Raw genomic sequence first — 16,180 nt, 5'->3', positions numbered from 1 at the left:
CACCTTCCAGACTGACGGCAAGTTCATCGACCTGGATGCGCTCGTGGCGGGACTGGAGCTGGGCTGACGGAAATTTCTGGGATTCCGGCGTACAACCCCGTAAAATAGAAGAGTGAGCACTTGATTTGCTGGTGCTTTCAAACAACGGTGTTGTTTTTTTAACAGCCGAACTGGAAAGGGAGGCTGAGCTGCTCAGTGATCACTTTATCCGTTGGCTGATTTACGCCGGCATGTTCGCTACAGGCACTGAACGACAACGCAGATGGTATGGTCTGTGCGTTCTGACTCGTCAAGGATCGGCCAATGGATCGTTTGTCTAATTTGCTCTCGCGGTTCGGCGTGCGGGCCAATCTGTTCTATGACGGCGACCTATGCGGCTCTGCATCTTACGATGGCGCCGAGCGGCGAGGTTATATCCATCTGCTTCAGGCCGGCAGCGTGACGTTGCTTGGTCCCGATCGCAAGGATTTGCAGCTCACTCGCCCTAGCTTGATTTTTATGCCACGCCCCGCCAAGCATCAATTGTTTGCGGGTGAGTCCGATGGCGCAAAGTTGTTGTGTGCTTCCATGGAGTTTGAGGGCGGAATTGATAATCCTTTGTCGGCTTCATTACCGGACTGTTTGGTGCTCGCACTCGATGATCTGCCCATGCTGGCAGACACGTTGGAGTGGATGTTTGCCGAGGCGGCAAATGTGCATTGTGGAAGGGAAGCCGCGCTTGAGCGCTTATTTGAGCTCCTAATCATTCTGTTGCTCCGTTACCTGCTCGATCATCACCAGTTGCGCACCGGAATGATGGCTGGACTGGCCGACATGCGGCTTGCCCGATCGCTTTTACAGATGCACAACTCCCCGGAACATGCCTGGTCAATAGCAGAGCTGGCCAGTGAGTCAAATATGTCACGCGCTGCGTATGCCGTGCATTTCAAGAGTGTCATCGGACAGACGCCTGCTGATTATTTGTTGAGTTGGCGAGTTAGCCTGGCTCAGAAGCTGATGCGAGAAGGGCGCTCGATTACGCTGATTGCAGCTCAAGTCGGCTACGAAAGTCCTTCGGCGCTGTCTCGCGCATTTAGACGCAAGACGGGGTTGAGCCCTCGTGACTGGTTGAAAGATCTGGCGGGGGAAAATGATGGCAAAAAGGCCTAAGGCATTACTGCCTTAAGCCATTGAAAAAATTATGCATTAATTTTACGTTTTTCCAGTTCAACCAGCGAATGGCCTGCCACAAATATCGAAACAGCAAGCAACCCTAAGTCTTTAAGCAGAAACTGACCTGGCGCAACGGAAATCGCCGGAAACCCTAAACTAGGCTCAATGACGCCCGGAGTGGAAAACATAAAGCTAAGGGTTGTGAAGAACAGGCCTGCAGACAGAGCGCCTCCTACCACGGATAGTTTGGGCGACAGCATGCGGCCTGCGATCAGAGTGCCGATCGAAATCTCTAGTATGCCGAGCAGGCTGGAGAACATGTCGACCGAAAAAATGCTATACACCCATCCCAAAAGCGGGCTGTTGCTCACCAGTGGAACCAGGCCCTCGGCCTCGTAGTGGGTAAATTTCATGCCGCCGAACCAGAAGTAAATAATAGCGAGAGCCAAGTACGCGCCATAGATACCTAGCCCCATAGTTTTGGTTCCAAGCGTTAAGTGGGCCTGTACGCTGGACTTCGAGTTTTCAATGCCTATGGTTTTCATGTCTGAGCTTCCAGTAGTGAGTGAGAGTGTGTTGGCTGCCGAACGCCGTATGCGTTGGCGATGAGATGATTATGGCTGGCATCTCTAATCAAGAGGCATCAGAAAGTATTGATTTCAGTGCAGATCGTCTTGGGCGGTGCAATTCGCGATGAAGGGATCGCCGTGGAGAGCGATGAGTGCACTATTTCGATAAAGGAGTCGTTTTACATAGGTCGATGAAGCGCGTTGCGGCATCGCCTACTGTCATTTCTCAAATCTGACTATGGGGCTTGGGGCGAAGGGCGGCACTGACTAGGCTTAGAACAGCTACCAACTAGCCGCGCGGCCGCGATGCACAAAGAATGGTAACTGAGCCGTGAGTGCGGTGGGCGCCCGCATTTATTTCCAAACCCTACAGATACATCGATCTTCGACTTCAACCGGGCAGATAGCTGTTGCAGCAAGCCTATCAATCGACTTTGACGTGTTAAAGAGGATAGGTTTTCCAGGGTTGGGGAACAGCATGCCCTGCAGAACGACACACGTCACTTTTGTTAAATTAATAAGCTAGCTACCTATTGGGCATAACCTTGCAATTTGCTTCAATTTACGCACATGCACTTGCGACCTCAAAATGCAACGTAAGCCCCGAATATCTCCATTATTGTCGCCGCCAGCCTTAGTTACAGCTGCTATGATGAATGAGATCGAAAACTGAAATCCCCCACTAGAATTGTTGACTGGAGTCAAAATGAATAAAAAGCGGCCGGTTAATCTTGATATTCGAACCATTCAGCTTCCTCTCACGGCGCTTACATCGATTCTGCACCGGATTTCAGGAATTATGCTCTTTATTTTTCTGGGACTGATACTGTATATGCTGAGCAAATCGTTGGAGTCAGAAAAGGGTTTTAATGAAGTCAAGGAGATTTTTTCTTCACCTTTCGGCAAAGTTAGTTTCTGGTTGGTATACTCTTCATTTATTTATCATCTCGTAGCCGGAATTCGACACCTAGTTATGGATGTGGGTGTTGGTCATACTTTGAAAGGCAGCAATCGCGCCTCTACTATTGTTTTAGTAGTGTCGGGTGTTTTAATGGTTGCTGGCGCCGTATGGATTTGGTAGCTGTGGAGTCGTAATGCGTATTTACAAGGACTAAAAGCGTCCTTTAAAGCTAACTTACGAAAGTATTTATAATCGACGGTTCACGCTTAAACGGTTGAATCCTTTCGGGCTTCCGAATAGCTGTTAGCTGAAAGCTATCATGAGCTAAGTTTTCTGTGCATCATCAAATGTGTTAATGGGAGCGCCATAGTACTAGGTACAAATATGGCTCTAGGACAATGTTAGATGTTTTGGATTTTGAGGCGGATCGCTCTTATCGAAGATCGTCTAATTCGCTCTGAAGCGCAGGTTTTTTGAAACTATCACCTGGTTGGCACACTGTGCGAATCAACATCAGATATGAGAAAGCCAATCAGGTGAACACTACCCTCGAGGGCTCATCTGTCCAGTTAAAGCCTCGAGTCTTTCTGGGTGCGCAAAAGACAAGAAGGTTATATGGGAAAATTATGAGGCCTGGATACCATGCGTCATGGGCGTGCCGATGCTGTGAGTGACAGAGCGAGAAGCAAGTGAAAGTCCCTGAAGTAGGGGCGGGATGCGCCCGAGTGGCATTTTTTGTCTTAAGGTAGATCGCGTAGCTGTTCTTCAGAATAATCTTCAGAGCGTTGACGACAGCCATCGCTGTGCATTCCTCAAGAATAGAATGTGTCGGAAGGGTGGCGTCATTGGTGTTAGTCATCGCTTAGGATTTCTCAATCTGGCTTACACGGGCGCCTGTACCGATATCCCCGCGGATGGCGACGTATCGATGTTGAATTCCTCGCCAGACGAAGTGCAATGAGCTGCGGCTATAGGCTTGCGCAGCCTTAGATAGCCGGCCGTCGCAGGCGCGCCGGTTGGCCGGGATCTTCTTCTGCCCGTCAGGTGTCCGGTCGGAACTCCAGCACGAACGCTACGACCTTTTCGGCGGACATTTCGCACGGCTTCAAAAATGTCCTATCTGATGTAACGCGGAAGAGGTTGAAGCTGACAATGTCAGTCCCGTCCAACTCCCTGGCGAACAGACTGTTGCGACGTCCGTCCCCAGATCGCCGGACGATCAAGCTGAAACGCCGGCCTTCATAAGTCCCTTCTCTGTATCCCTCCGCAAGCTTCGCGAAAGCGGCATCGAACTCGGAATGCTCCATGTCATCCATCCTTATTGATAGAACAGAGGCGCGGCGGGTGCGAGACCGCCAGTGCCGGGTCGCGCTAAGGTGCCGGGCAGATTCCTGCAGCCGACGAGGCCCGGGGTGGGCAGGATAATTGAGATGTCGGCGCCCGCATGGCTATCAGCGAAGTCGTCCGTCCAGTCTGCTAGGCAACGTCCACGCCTTTCCAGAAAGCGATGTAATCCCGGATACCCTCGGCATCCGGAGTGGGGGCGGGATAGGTCCAAGCGGCGTTCACGTTGAGCGCGTCACCCGCGCGAACATGAAAGAAGCGCGCGGCGCCTTTGATCGGACAGACAGATGTGTGCGGGCTCATCTCAAGCAGGCTCAGGTCGACTCCTGACGGTGGGAAGTAGTGATTTCCCTCGACGATGACTGTTTCGTCGCTTGTGGCGATAGTAGTGTCTTTCCAGATGGCTGAGACCAACGGACTCTCCTTTTGTATTCATCAACCGGCGAAGGCTCGCGGGCTGGCTGCCCCAAGCCGCACCTCCTCAGGTGGCAGGCGGGTTGCGCCCGAGAAGTTTGTCGAGCTCGCCTCTGACATCGAGCGCGAATAGCTCATCGGAGCCACCGATAAGGGTGCCATTGATGAAGATCTGCGGCACGGAGCTTCGCCCCGACGCTTCCGCCATGGCCTGCCGGTGAGCCGGATCCGCCTCAATATCGAGCTCCTTCCATCGCACGCCCTTTTCCTTGAGGAGCGCCTTCGCTCGGCGGCAGAACGGGCACCAATTCGTGGTGTACAGCAATACATCAGTTGTCATATTGCATCTCCGGCAGTTGCACGCGGATCGCTGTCATGGCGTTGATCTCCAATTCGCGGCGTTCAAAGATGGCGACTGCACCTTGGCCGACATCGGAGCAGATGCTGACGATTGGCCGCTATCCAGGCGACATGGCCCAAAGTGCTTTCACCGCCAGGCAGAGGCCGCACGCGCCTCCTGTAGCGCCGAGCCGATGCTCTAAGGTAACCGAGCCTCGATTGGGACGGAAGCGGTCCCGCTCGAATCGCCCATCATGCTGGTCGAGCATATCAGGACGACGGATAGTGCAGGAACTTTCAAATTGAGCTTGATGTCGAGCCAGGTATCGCGAGCGAAGGCGTTCTAGAGGCCGGGGGGTACGAAGACTGTGTTCGGCAAAACGGTTCACGTTGATCGCCAAAGCTTCCCAGGGCGCACGTCTACGATCGGCGCGACGTGAGATAGCTCGCGCCGCTAGCCCCCGTAGCGCTCCGTCTTGATGATGGAGGCGTCCAAGCCCGCCAGCAGCGCGCTATCGGTTGCGATGTTGACGAATCCGTTAGACCCGCAGACGAACACTTGCGTCGGCTTTCCCTGAAGCCTGGTTAGAATTTCTTGGACCATCATGCCGTCGATCCGTCGCGCAAAGTCCGATGCGCGAACCGGTTTCTCGCGCGTAATCGCGAGCGCCAGGACGAACGCCGGATCGCTGATTTCGATGCAATGAAGTTCTTCTGAGAAGAGAACGTCCTCGGCGGTTCGTGCGGACAGGAGCAACGCTGTCGGAACGGCTTGGGCCAATGCGCGGCGCTGCCGGATCATTGCCATCAACGGCACGAGGCCGGAGCCTCCCCCGATCAACAGAACCGGATCTATGGCAGGCTCAGGCCAAAGGAAATGGCCACCGAGCGGACCGCGAACTTCGATTTCGTCACCAATCGCCGCGATGTCGTGAAAAAACGGCGAAACTTCGGCATCCGGCATGCGCTCGATAGCTATCTCGACGATCGGGGTCGAAACTGCCGATGACGCGATCGAGTAGCTGCGCATTGCACTGTAGCCGTCGGGCGCGGTCAGCCGGATATCGACGTGCTGACCTGCGGTGTGCGCGAACGGCTTGCTCAACCGAAGGAAGAAGCTCTTGATACTCGGTGTTTGCTGGATGATGTCGTCGATCACGCATGATTGCCACGAACGGACTTGCGCTTCGTTTTCAGTCATGGGTGTATCGTTGTTCGCGCCACGGATCGCCGTAGATGTGATAGCCGTGCAGCTCCCAAAAGCCGGCCTCGTCACGCGTCGTGAATTGCAGCGCATTCACCCATTTGGCGGATTTCCAGAAGTAAAGGTGCGGCACTAGAAGACGCGCCGGCCCCCCATGATCGCGGGAAAGTGGCTTGCCCGCATAACTGAGGGCGACCATCGCTTTCCCGGAAAGCAGATCCGTCAGAGGGACGTTTGTCGAATAATTATCGTAGCAGTGCGCCAAGACGAAATCGGTAGGCCGATCAAGCTCTGCATCTGCAAGGATGTCTTCAATGAGTACACCCTCCCAAACGGTATCCAGTTTGGACCAAGAGGTGACGCAGTGAATATCCTTTGTCACCTGGGTCTTTGGTAGAGTGTTGAATTCGCCCCAATTCCACGTTTTGACGGGCTTCGGACCAATTTTGACTGTGAATTTCCAGTCGGAGGGCTCTACCCTCGGCGTAGGGCCGGCCGACAGAACAGGGAAATCCTCCACCAGATGCTGACCTGGCGGAATCCGATCGGACTGGTCGCCTGAACCGCGACCGGTGAAACCTCTGGTGACCATAGTGACCCCTCTTGCTCGATACGGCAGACCGAAGCCGGCCTTCATTTCAGTACTCTGCGTAAAGCATTTGCCCGCACATCCGCCGAATAAGCCAATCGACTAAAAATCAGATACAGATGCTCTATCATCGTAAAAAATCGCGTATCGAACATAGCGTCAGGCCAGCATGATTCCCAATACCCAATGGCTATAGGGTAGATAACCCCAAGGCTGCGTACGCTGATCTGCGGTATGCGGAGCGGAAGTTGCAGGTTCGCTCTCAAACGGATGGGCAGCGTGCAAAGCTCAAGGCTCACCAGCGCATGGTTGCCCAGTTCGCGCTCGCCGGCAGCTTGAGTATATTAAGGACGAAATGTCGATCTGATCTATTCTGGCTTCAGGAAATAGGGAAAATAAGGTCGGACGTTCGCGCACCGTCGCGACGCGCGATCATCCACTAAGCTTCTGTATCGGGGTTGGAGGATCAGATGAACGAGATCGAACGACAAGCGCCTGAGCTGCGGGTGCAAAAATGGATTGGCAAAGATGGGGAAAGTATCGCGCCGTTCAAACTGTCAGATATCGGGCCCGGCCCGAAAATCTTGTTTGCCTTCCAGCATTGGTGCCAAGGTTGCCATTTGCATGGGTTTCCGACGCTACAAAAGTTGCATGCAGCGTTGAGCTCAAAAGACGTGGGGTTCGCAGTGATCCAGACCGTCTTCGAAGGAACGCATGAGAATACCTTCGAGAAGTTGCGCGTGAACCAGCTCAAGTATGAGCTTCCTATCGTTTTCGGTCACGACGAGCAACCGACCGGCTCGCCGTTTCCAACCTTCATGGAAGACTACCGCACACGAGGAACTCCGTGGTTTACGGTTATCGACGCTGGCGGTAGCATTGTTTTCTCGGACTTCCATCTCGACGCGGAGCGACTAGTGAAGCAACTTGAGCAAGGTTAATCGTTGGAAGGTGGGCAATCATCCTGATTGCCACCCATCCCCTGATGCCCACTACAGGCGTTGCGCGCTGTAACTCTGTTGATCAGCGTGCGAAAACCCGGATCCGGATAGGAGGAGCGTCAACGATTGAATCAATCCGTTGGGAGAGGGCGGCTCCGCTCCGTCAGCTCGGCAATAGATAACCCATTCTCGCCGAGCAACTCTCTGATCCGATCGACGATATGAGCCCCTAGCGCCGCTGTCTTGGTCCCCCCCACAGATTCCCAAGATGCGAGTTCACACGCCGATACCTCGTGGTCAGCGCCGAAGTGCTTCTGTCGGTATGTCACCGCCGCCCTTCAATGATAAAGGCGCGGTAACGGGAACCGGCAAAGCGTTGAGCAGCGATGGTTTGGTAGGCGGGACTGTCATACCAGTCGCGAGCGGCCTGCATCGTCGGGAAACGCAAGATTACGGCCCCTTCGATGGGCGGCCCCTCCAAATGCTGGATCGCGCCATAAGCGGCGAGAAAGGTAACGTCGTGACCATCGAACGATGGTCCGACGCCTGCAGAATAGGTTGCGAGTGCATGTGGGTCGCTGGTTTCTTCCCGCGTAAAGACGACGAACGCTTCCATCATTAGGCCTCTCAAAGGTTGGATCTGTTGGCCATTACCACCGGTGATGGCCTCACAGTCGTCAGGCTGGCAACTGGAACCCGATTTTCATGAGTGCCTCGACGCACGCATCCTGATCCTGCTGATAGTTGCCTCCGGAGATGCCTATGCCGCCGATCAACTTCCCATCCTCCAGAATCGGATAACCGCCGCCGACAGCGACCATCCGAGGGCGATAGGCTAGCGGCGCCACTTTTGGATCGTTGGTCACATAGTCGTTCCAGACATGGGTCGGGAACCCAAACGAGGCGGAACTCCAGGCCTTGTCGATGGCAACATCGACGGTAAGGAACGGCGCATCGTCGGTGCGCTCGAACGCGCGCAGGTTACCGGTGGCGTCGACGACGGCGACGGCAGCCGGGATGCCGATGGCACGGGCCGCAGCGAGCGCCGCGTCGATGAGGGCGACTGCGGTTTCGCGGTTGATCGAGGCGGTGGCAATAGATTTGGTCATGGGATTCTCATCGCTGGGGCATAACCCGTTCGGCTTTTTGAGGTTGGACAAGATGTTTGGCGATCGCGGTCGTTAGAAGCCTTCGAGGACGATCTTGCCTTTAGCCGCGCCACTTTCGATCAGTGCATGCACCGTCTTCAGATTGGCGGCATTGATCGGCGACAGTCGCCGGGTCAGCGTCGTGCGGATTTTGCCGTCGTCAACCAGCGCTGCCATCGCATCCAGAATCTCGCCCTGCTCATTCATGTCGGGCGTGCCGTAGATCGACCGCGTGAACATCAGCTCGTGGTGGATCGACACCGCCTTGCGCTTGAAAACCATGATATCGAATGCCTTGGGATCGTCGATCAGTCCGAACCGTCCTTGTGGGGCGATCAGTTCGGCGATGTCGGCGACATGTTGCTCGGTATGTGTGGTCGAAAAGACGAAAGCGGGAGCACCGATGCCGAGTTCGGCGATCTGTGGCGCGAGCGGACGAGAATGGTCGATGACGTGGTGAGCTCCAAGCCCTCTTACCCACTCTTGGGTTTCCGGTCGAGAGGCTGTGGCGATGACGGTGAGGTCCGTGCGCTGTCGCGCGATCTGGACGGCGATCGACCCAACCCCGCCCGCGCCACCGATGATGAGGATCGCCTCCGCCGCACCGGGTACGGGCTTCGCCACGTCCAGGCGGTCGAACATCGCCTCCCAGGCCGTCAACGTCGTCAGCGGCAGCGCCGCCGCTTCCGCCCAGGAGAGCGACGCAGGTTTGTGACCGACAATCCGGGCGTCGACGAGATGGAACTCCGCATTGGTACCGGGCCGTGTGATCGATCCGGCATAATAGACCTCGTCGCCTAACTCGAACTGCGTGACGTCGGGGCCGACCTCGCGCACAATCCCGGCGGCATCCCATCCCAGCACCTTCCAATCGCCATCTGCCGGCGGCGTGCTGTTGCGGACCTTGTAGTCGACCGGGTTGACCGAGACGGCCTTCACCTCAACCAGGATATCGTATCCTGCAGCGACAGGCCGAGGCAGATTGATGTCGACCAGCGCGGCATCCGCGGCGATGGGTCCCGGAACCTTGTAACCAATGGCTTTCATAAATGTCTCCAGCTTGCTTGATCGGATGACGCGAATGCTCGTTAGTCAACTTCTTCTACATTGAGGTCCCGACTCTTGAACTGGGTCGCGGTAGCAGATTTCATCGAACACGTCGATCAACAGGCCCTTATGCTCGGTCGCCGGATCGGTGATCGCGTAGAGGGTGGAGGCGTTATCGCCATCATCACCGCTTCCGAGGCGAAACGCCGCGTCGACGCAGATGCCGCACGGACCGATGGTTGATCCTGGCTCGAGATCGACGAGATTGCTGTCCTTGACGCGCTATTCGCGGTCTTAGCCCTTGGCGATGAAGGACTGAACTGCTTGTAGAGCGTCGGTCAGCTGCTATGTCATGGACGCACCTTCATCTTGAGTTGGATTGGACAAGCTTCCGTATAAGGCCCGCTGTAACCGTCAGATGACGGCGAAGAAAACGATGGGCAGTATTCACAGCCACTTAGCCTTCTTGAAGCGCACAAATAGGAAAACGCACGATATCGCTATCACTCCGAGCACGACAAAGTATCCGTAGGCCGTGTCCAGCTCCGGCATGTGCTTAAAGTTCATGCCGTATATTCCAGCGATCGCCGTCGGGACTGCCAGTATTGCCGCCCAAGCCGCCAGCTGGCGGGTGATCACCCCCGTCCTTTGCGCTTCAAGAAGGCTGCTGGCCTCAAAGACCGTGGACAGGACAAGCAGGAGGCCGTCGACCATGGACTGCACGCGGTGGACATGGTCCGCGACGTCGTGGAAATATGGTGTCATTTCGGCGCTGATGCAGGGAAAGTGGCCGCGAACGAGCTTTCGCACCAGCTCGGCCATAGCCCCGAGCGTGCGCTGGAACCGCGTGAGTTCGGACCTTAGTTCGAAGATTCGCGCCACCTCTTCTGGCCCGAGGAAATCGTGCAGCGACCGTCGCTCCATCGCCAGGACGTCGTCCTCGATCATTTCGAAGATGGGCAGATACTGGTCGACCACGCGATGCAAGATCGCGTGCAGCACATAGTCGACACCCTTGCCGAACTGCGTCGGCGATGCCTCGAGTTGCTCCCGAAGTTTGCCCAGCGCTCCGGCATTGCCGTGCCGCACGGTGATAAGGTGATTGTGACCGGTGAAGATCGCCATCTTGCCGTAGCTGATCCGGTCGCCGACCAGCTCGGCGGTCTGCGCGACGACGTACAACTCATCGTTGTAGACCTCGAGCTTGGGCGGGCACAGCGGGTGCATCGCGTTGTCGATCGCCAACGGATGAAGATTATATGTCCTTTGGATCGCGAGTAGTTCCTCGGGGGTGGGTTCGCTAAGCGCGATCCAGCAGAAGCCCGAGCGACTCTCGCCCAACTTGACGTGCTCATCGAGCGCGATTTCGCGAACTCGCTTGCCTTCGTTGTAATAATAGGCGGCGATGATGCTCATGCTGGCCTCGCGGGAATGTGGAGGCCACGCTGGACGGCCGGTCGAGCCAGCCCGCGTCCAAGCCATGCGCGGACGTTCGAAAAGCTGCTGAGGCCAAGGATGTCACCCGCAGCGTAGAATTCCACCAGCGCATTCACCCAGCCGAGCGTCGCGATGTCCGCGATCGAATAGTCGTCGACGATCCAGTCGCGGCCTTCCAGCCGGCGATCCAGAATCCCCAGCAGACGCGTGGATTCGTCGATAAAGCGCTGTTGCGGCCGCTTGTCCTCATAGTCCTTGCCGCCAAATCGCAGGAAGAAGCCGAGCTGACCGAACATCGGCCCGATGGCCGACATCTGAAAGAACACCCACGCTAGGGTCTCGTAACGCTGGCCTGGTTCGGTGGAGATGAACTGACCCGTCTTGTCGGCCAGATAGAGGAGGATCGCACCGGATTCCCATAAGGCGATGGGTCTACCGTCAGGGCCAGCCGGATCGATGATCGCCGGTATGCGTCCGTTCGGGTTCAGCGACACGAACGCCGGATCCTTCGACTCGTTGTTCGAGATGTCGATCAGGTGGGGCTCGTACGCCAGGCCAGTCTCCTCAAGCATGATCGAGACCTTGACGCCATTGGGCGTAGGGGCTGCGTAGAGTTGCAGGCGATCGGGATGAGATGCCGGCCAGCGCTGCGTGATCGGAAAGGACGAGAGGTCTGGCATAAATCTGCGATCCTGGTGTTGCGATGGCGACTGACTGGAACGAGCCGTCACTCTGAAGTAGGGTTCGATGACCGCGTCGCTGAACGACGCGGTCACGAAGATTGCGGACCGGATCGGCGCAGTGGCAACGGCAGTGAAGCCTATTCCGCCGCGGTCCCGGCCGCTGGCTGTACGTCGTCAACCTTTTGGCGCTTCGGAAGCACCCAGCCGGGACGGACGAAGTGGCAGGTGTAGCCGCCCGGGCGCTTCTCCAGATAATCCTGGTGATCGGGCTCGGCCTCCCAGAACTCGCCGACCGGCTGGACCTCGGTCACCACTTTGCCATCCCACAGCCCCGAGGCATCCACATCGGCGATCGTATCCTCGGCGACGCGCTTCTGCTCCTCGTCGACATAATAGATGCCCGACCGGTAGGAGAGCCCACGATCATTGCCCTGGCGGTTCAGCGTCGTCGGATCGTGGATCTGGAAGAAGAATTCCAGGATGTTCCGGTAGCTCGTCACTGTCGGGTCGAAGACAATCTCGATCCCCTCGGCATGCGTGCCGTGATTACGATACGTGGCGTTCGGAATATCGCCGCCCGTGTAACCCACACGGGTCGAGATGATGCCGGGCCGCTTGCGGATCAGATCCTGCATGCCCCAGAAACATCCTCCTGCGAGAACAGCGCGCTGATGCATGTTAAGCCTCCTCTACTTGATCGAGATATTCACCGTATCCCTCGGACTCCATCTCGTCGCGCGGGATGAAGCGAAGGGACGCTGAGTTGATGCAGTACCGCAGACCGCCGCGGTCGGAAGGACCATCGGGGAACACATGGCCGAGATGACTGTCTGCGTGTACTGACCTGACCTCCGTCCGGACCATGCCGTGTGCGCTGTCCCGCACCTCGTTCACGTTTGCCGAAACGATCGGCTTGGTGAAGCTGGGCCAGCCAGTACCCGAATCGAACTTGTCCGTCGAAGCGAACAGTGGCTCTCCCGACACTATGTCGACGTAGATGCCAGGCTCCTTGTTGTCGTTGTACTCGCCCGTGAAGGGCCTTTCGGTGCCCGCCTCCTGGGTAATTCGGTGTTGCTCGGGAGTCAGGTGGTCGATTGCTGTCTGTGACTTTTCAAACTTCATTACAGTCTCCAATACTTATCTAGAGGGCCAGGCACGCTACCGCTAATTTTTTATGTCTCCTGATTTGCTCCTACAATGGTAGTGGGATGGCAAACGAGGTTTTACTAAGTGTTGGAAAATTAGAGATTTAAATTTCGCGTCTATTAGTTCTAGCGCAACTGAGTGGTTAAGCAAGTACGTAATCAGTAAATATTAAAAAAATAACACAAAAGCACGATTATATAATACAGTGTCAGTGTTTTATGATAATCAACAACGCCTGTCAAGGCAATCGCATGAAGCTCACCTGAGACCTAATAGTTCAGCCCGATAATCATCAGAGGTTGCAGCAATCAGCCTTCGTGCCTTGATGCCACCCTTGCGCTTGACCGGATCCAACCGGATCAAATTCAATGTAAGTTGCTTGAGAACGGCCATGTTGTGGGCAGCATGCCCGGTTCGGATCCGCATCTGATCGTCACCAAAAATGACATCCATGCACCAGTGGACGCGGTTCTCCACGCCCCAGTGCGCCCTGATGGCATGTGCGATGCGCTCTGCATCCGGAGCAAGACTGCTGATGTAGTAACGGCGCTCCAGGCTGGTCTGGTTGCCCACAGTCCGCTCGGACTCCAGCATCACGAAAGTGCGCAGTCCTGGCCAGCGTTCTGGCTGTGGCAGGCACTGGAGTTGGTCGAAAACATGGCAGCGACGAACCTCCAGCCGGCCATGGTCCTTCTCGACATGCTCGAAGTGCGCATGGGGTACCCGGGCAGGATCGCCGTCCAAAAAGGTGTCAGCGAAGTCATCGATCGCTTCGGCCAGCTTCGGCTGGTTTCCCTTGATGGCCAGCAGATAGTGCGCCCCGCGATCGAGAATGGCCTGTGCAATGTCCGGCTGGGTACCCATGGCATCGATCGTCACGGTGCAGCCCTCAAGCGCCAGTGTGGCCAGCAGCTCAGGAATGGCGGTCTTCTCGTTGGACTTCTGGGAGGTCGCCCTCTGCCCGAGAATCAGCCCTGAATCAGCCGCAAAAGCGCTGACCAGGTGCAACGGGGCCGTGTTTTTCTTGCCGGAGCGGCGACTGGTCTTGCCGTCTAGGGCAACCACTTGCGGAGAAAGGGCCGGTAGGATCGCCGCAACCCAACAGCGGAAGGCCTGCTCGAACTCCTCTGGATCGATCAGGCTGAATAGCCGTCCAAAGGTGTCGTGTGAGGGAATGCCGTGGGGTAGTTTCAGAATACGGCGGAACCAGTCCAGCCGCTGCTCAGCCCAGAGTTCGATTTCGATGAAGGTGTCAGCGCCGGCAAGCACGCCGCAGATAGCCACGACCAGTGTTTCGACCAGGTCGTGACGAATCTTGCCCTGCTGACGGGGATCATTGATGGCGACCAGAACATCGGAGATTGGTATGTGATGCGACATTGCAGGGCATCCTGAGTAGAGAGGCGCTCAGGATGCCCGCTGGGAAAGGACTCATTCAAATCGGCAGGCGTTCATGCGATTGCCCTGCAACGCCTGTTTAGATGCTGGTAGATGCGAATTTTTTGGCGTACAGTCAAAATTTTCTGATGGTTGCTTAGTGTGTTGGCGCTGATGGAAAATTGACCCACCCTGCCGATTGAAATTTGACCCAGGGCGGATTGCTGATTTTGTTACCAGCAACTGTGGATAAGTCTACCAGCGCAGCTGCTGTTGCCCCCACTCCTTCGCTAGCCCAGTTCAGTTGTTTAAGACCTGCCACACGCAGCCATGTAGCAGGCCGTCGTCGCCATGAAATCAGAACGGCTCATCGTCCTCCGGTTCCTGGCCGCCCTTACGCTTTCGCTCCCGTGATTTGATCTTGGCCTGGGCCGCCAAGCTACTGTGTTGCAGGCGATAGGACTCGTTACCGGTTTCGACGATGTGGCAGTGGTGGGTCAGCCGATCCAGCAGGGCGGTGGTCATCTTGGCGTCGCCGAACACGCTCGACCATTCGGCGAAGCTCAGGTTGGTGGTGATCACCACGCTGGTGTGTTCGTACAGCTTGGATAGCAGGTGAAACAGCAACGCACCGCCGGCCTGGCTGAAGGGCAGATAACCCAGTTCGTCGAGGATGACCAGATCCATGCGCAGCAGAGCTTGGGCGATCCGCCCGGCTTTGCCGTCGTGCTTTTCGCGCTCCAGCAGATTGACCAGATCGACCGTGGAGTAGAAGCGCACGCGCTTGCCGTGCCGGGTGATGCCGGACACGGCCAGCGCAGTGGCCAGGTGGGTTTTACCGGTGCCAGGCCCACCGATCAGCACCACGTTCTGCGCGGTGTCGGTAAAGGCCAGACTGGCCAGTTCGCTGATCAAACGAGCGTCTGCGCTGGAGGCGCTGAAGTCGAAGCCGGCCAGGTCGCGGTGCATCGGCAGCTTGGCCATGTTCATCTGGTGGCTCACCGAGCGCATGGCGCGATCTGTGTGCTCTTGTTCCAGCAGGTGTTCGAGCAGCCACTTGGACGAGGCTGTGTTCGACTCACCCTGCGCAGTCAACTCCGCCCAGGCCGTGGCCATGCCGTGCAGGCGCAGCTCCTTGAGTTCCGCCATCAAATCACGCATGACCGATCTCCTCGGTCTGGCCACGCAGGCGGTCGTAGCGCGCCGTGTTAGCGACGGGGGCTTCCTTGAGCGACAAGTGGGTTTCGACGCTGGGTGGTGGTTCGGTCGCGGCCAGGCGCGCCACGACATTGAGGATGTGTTCGGCGCTCAGGCTGCCGCTTTCCAGTACCAGCTCAACAGCCACCAGCACCGCATCGAGCCCGGCGACCGGTACGGCAGCCAGAACTTGCGCCATGATCCGGTCACCGCCGGCATGACGCCCCAGACCGTGCTTAAGCTGACGCAGCGGCGCCGGCAGATCAGCAAAGGGCGCGCCGTTGCGCAGCGCACCGGGCTTGCGTTCGATCAGCGGGAGGTAGTGCTGCCAGTCATAGCTGACCTGGTCGCGATCCAGCAAGCGGACATGGCTGGCGATCAGCGCGTCGTCAGCCACCACCTCGATTCGCGTCGGATACAAACGGCTGCTGACCCACTTACCCGCATACTCACACGGCACCGAGTAGCGGTTGCGCCCGACGCTGACCAGGCAGGTGCTGGAGACCCGCGCAGGCCGCTCGACGTAACCGTCGAATGGCGCTGGCACAGGCATCAGTTCAGCGCGCTCCAACTCCAGCACTTCGGCCACACTCAGCCCGCTGTATTGAGGGTGCGTCAGCTCGTTCCAAAGCGCGCGGCAGCGCTGGCCCAGCCAGGCATTGAGTTCCTCGAAGGAGTGAAACTGGCAGTCC

Annotated in this window: 19 protein-coding genes and 1 pseudogene; 4 read left to right on the top strand and 16 right to left on the bottom strand. The window is 56.8% G+C overall.

The features are described 5' to 3' along the window. Nucleotides 1-303 precede the first annotated feature (303 nt). Complete coding sequence (locus ACZRN6_RS35650) at nucleotides 304-1,149, top strand: AraC family transcriptional regulator (protein ID WP_003464995.1); 846 nt, start codon at nucleotides 304-306, stop codon at nucleotides 1,147-1,149. A gap of 29 nt (nucleotides 1,150-1,178) precedes the next feature. Here ACZRN6_RS35650 and ACZRN6_RS35645 read toward each other — a convergent pair whose 3' ends face one another. Further along, nucleotides 1,179-1,697, bottom strand: coding sequence for a YkgB family protein (locus tag ACZRN6_RS35645; protein WP_003464991.1), 519 nt, complete (start codon nucleotides 1,695-1,697; stop codon nucleotides 1,179-1,181). A gap of 730 nt (nucleotides 1,698-2,427) precedes the next feature. Between ACZRN6_RS35645 and sdhC the strand changes: the two genes are divergently transcribed. Continuing rightward, nucleotides 2,428-2,802 carry a succinate dehydrogenase, cytochrome b556 subunit gene (sdhC, locus tag ACZRN6_RS35640; protein WP_005005993.1) on the top strand — a complete coding sequence of 125 codons (375 nt, stop codon included), beginning with the start codon at nucleotides 2,428-2,430 and terminating at the stop codon, nucleotides 2,800-2,802. A gap of 860 nt (nucleotides 2,803-3,662) precedes the next feature. On the opposite strand, the gene ACZRN6_RS35635 is transcribed toward sdhC, so the two are convergent. The 5 genes from ACZRN6_RS35635 to ACZRN6_RS35615 form a co-directional block, all read right to left on the bottom strand. Continuing rightward, the gene (locus tag ACZRN6_RS35635; RefSeq protein WP_094988470.1) at nucleotides 3,663-3,929 is read right to left on the bottom strand and encodes a hypothetical protein; all 267 of its coding nucleotides are present in this window, start codon (nucleotides 3,927-3,929) and stop codon (nucleotides 3,663-3,665) included. A gap of 169 nt (nucleotides 3,930-4,098) precedes the next feature. Further along, nucleotides 4,099-4,380 carry a DUF427 domain-containing protein gene (locus ACZRN6_RS35630; protein ID WP_003464986.1) on the bottom strand — a complete coding sequence of 94 codons (282 nt, stop codon included), beginning with the start codon at nucleotides 4,378-4,380 and terminating at the stop codon, nucleotides 4,099-4,101. A 67-nt stretch (nucleotides 4,381-4,447) separates the two neighbouring features. Next, a complete protein-coding gene (gene grxC, locus ACZRN6_RS35625) occupies nucleotides 4,448-4,720 on the bottom strand; it encodes a glutaredoxin 3 (protein WP_005005995.1) in 273 nt (90 codons plus the stop codon). Between the two features lie 453 nt (nucleotides 4,721-5,173). Beyond that, nucleotides 5,174-5,920 (bottom strand): ferredoxin reductase, encoded by a 747-nt coding sequence (locus ACZRN6_RS35620; protein WP_002118292.1) that lies wholly within the window; start codon nucleotides 5,918-5,920, stop codon nucleotides 5,174-5,176. After that, nucleotides 5,913-6,560, bottom strand: a complete 648-nt coding sequence (locus tag ACZRN6_RS35615) for a sulfite oxidase-like oxidoreductase (protein ID WP_002118288.1) — start codon at nucleotides 6,558-6,560, stop codon at nucleotides 5,913-5,915. Before ACZRN6_RS35615 ends, ACZRN6_RS35620 begins: the two co-directional genes overlap by 8 nt. A 422-nt stretch (nucleotides 6,561-6,982) precedes the next feature. Between ACZRN6_RS35615 and ACZRN6_RS35610 the strand changes: the two genes are divergently transcribed. Next, the gene (locus ACZRN6_RS35610; protein ID WP_003464979.1) at nucleotides 6,983-7,453 is read left to right on the top strand and encodes a TlpA family protein disulfide reductase; all 471 of its coding nucleotides are present in this window, start codon (nucleotides 6,983-6,985) and stop codon (nucleotides 7,451-7,453) included. Between the two features lie 325 nt (nucleotides 7,454-7,778). On the opposite strand, the gene ACZRN6_RS35605 is transcribed toward ACZRN6_RS35610, so the two are convergent. The 3 genes from ACZRN6_RS35605 to ACZRN6_RS35595 form a co-directional block, all read right to left on the bottom strand. Further along, nucleotides 7,779-8,072 (bottom strand): DUF1330 domain-containing protein, encoded by a 294-nt coding sequence (locus tag ACZRN6_RS35605; protein ID WP_010591688.1) that lies wholly within the window; start codon nucleotides 8,070-8,072, stop codon nucleotides 7,779-7,781. Nucleotides 8,073-8,130: 58 nt separating this feature from the next. Continuing rightward, nucleotides 8,131-8,562, bottom strand: coding sequence for a GlcG/HbpS family heme-binding protein (locus tag ACZRN6_RS35600; RefSeq protein WP_005006001.1), 432 nt, complete (start codon nucleotides 8,560-8,562; stop codon nucleotides 8,131-8,133). 72 nt (nucleotides 8,563-8,634) lie between these two features. Beyond that, nucleotides 8,635-9,648 (bottom strand): zinc-binding alcohol dehydrogenase family protein, encoded by a 1,014-nt coding sequence (locus ACZRN6_RS35595; RefSeq protein WP_002118279.1) that lies wholly within the window; start codon nucleotides 9,646-9,648, stop codon nucleotides 8,635-8,637. A 75-nt stretch (nucleotides 9,649-9,723) separates the two neighbouring features. On the opposite strand from ACZRN6_RS35595, the gene ACZRN6_RS35590 reads away from it, so the two are divergent. Further along, complete coding sequence (locus ACZRN6_RS35590) at nucleotides 9,724-9,891, top strand: hypothetical protein (protein ID WP_016487060.1); 168 nt, start codon at nucleotides 9,724-9,726, stop codon at nucleotides 9,889-9,891. A 204-nt stretch (nucleotides 9,892-10,095) separates the two neighbouring features. Here ACZRN6_RS35590 and ACZRN6_RS35585 read toward each other — a convergent pair whose 3' ends face one another. The 7 genes and pseudogenes from ACZRN6_RS35585 to istA form a co-directional block, all read right to left on the bottom strand. Next, entirely contained in the window at nucleotides 10,096-11,064 is a 969-nt protein-coding gene (locus tag ACZRN6_RS35585) for a magnesium and cobalt transport protein CorA (protein ID WP_003464971.1), read from the bottom strand. Continuing rightward, nucleotides 11,061-11,765: a glutathione S-transferase N-terminal domain-containing protein gene (locus ACZRN6_RS35580; RefSeq protein WP_003464969.1), complete on the bottom strand. Its 705-nt coding sequence runs from the start codon at nucleotides 11,763-11,765 to the stop codon at nucleotides 11,061-11,063. Before ACZRN6_RS35580 ends, ACZRN6_RS35585 begins: the two co-directional genes overlap by 4 nt. A 140-nt stretch (nucleotides 11,766-11,905) precedes the next feature. Beyond that, nucleotides 11,906-12,445 (bottom strand): peptide-methionine (S)-S-oxide reductase MsrA, encoded by a 540-nt coding sequence (msrA, locus tag ACZRN6_RS35575; RefSeq protein ID WP_003464967.1) that lies wholly within the window; start codon nucleotides 12,443-12,445, stop codon nucleotides 11,906-11,908. Between the two features lies 1 nt (nucleotide 12,446). Continuing rightward, nucleotides 12,447-12,890, bottom strand: coding sequence for a peptide-methionine (R)-S-oxide reductase MsrB (msrB, locus tag ACZRN6_RS35570; RefSeq protein WP_003464965.1), 444 nt, complete (start codon nucleotides 12,888-12,890; stop codon nucleotides 12,447-12,449). A gap of 282 nt (nucleotides 12,891-13,172) precedes the next feature. Continuing rightward, nucleotides 13,173-14,294, bottom strand: coding sequence for an ISAs1-like element ISPa60 family transposase (locus ACZRN6_RS35565; RefSeq protein ID WP_010455375.1), 1,122 nt, complete (start codon nucleotides 14,292-14,294; stop codon nucleotides 13,173-13,175). A 354-nt stretch (nucleotides 14,295-14,648) separates the two neighbouring features. Next, nucleotides 14,649-15,452, bottom strand: a complete 804-nt coding sequence (istB, locus tag ACZRN6_RS35560; RefSeq protein WP_010454871.1) for an IS21-like element ISPst3 family helper ATPase IstB — start codon at nucleotides 15,450-15,452, stop codon at nucleotides 14,649-14,651. Continuing rightward, a pseudogene (gene istA / locus ACZRN6_RS35555) lies at nucleotides 15,445-16,180 on the bottom strand (IS21-like element ISPst3 family transposase); the annotation flags it as partial. The pseudogene istA and the gene istB, both read right to left, overlap by 8 nt.

Source organism: Pseudomonas sp. A125 (genome assembly GCF_055409485.1).
The sequence above is the reverse complement of the archived record's forward strand: the minus strand, read 5'-3'. Positions and strand labels throughout refer to the sequence as shown.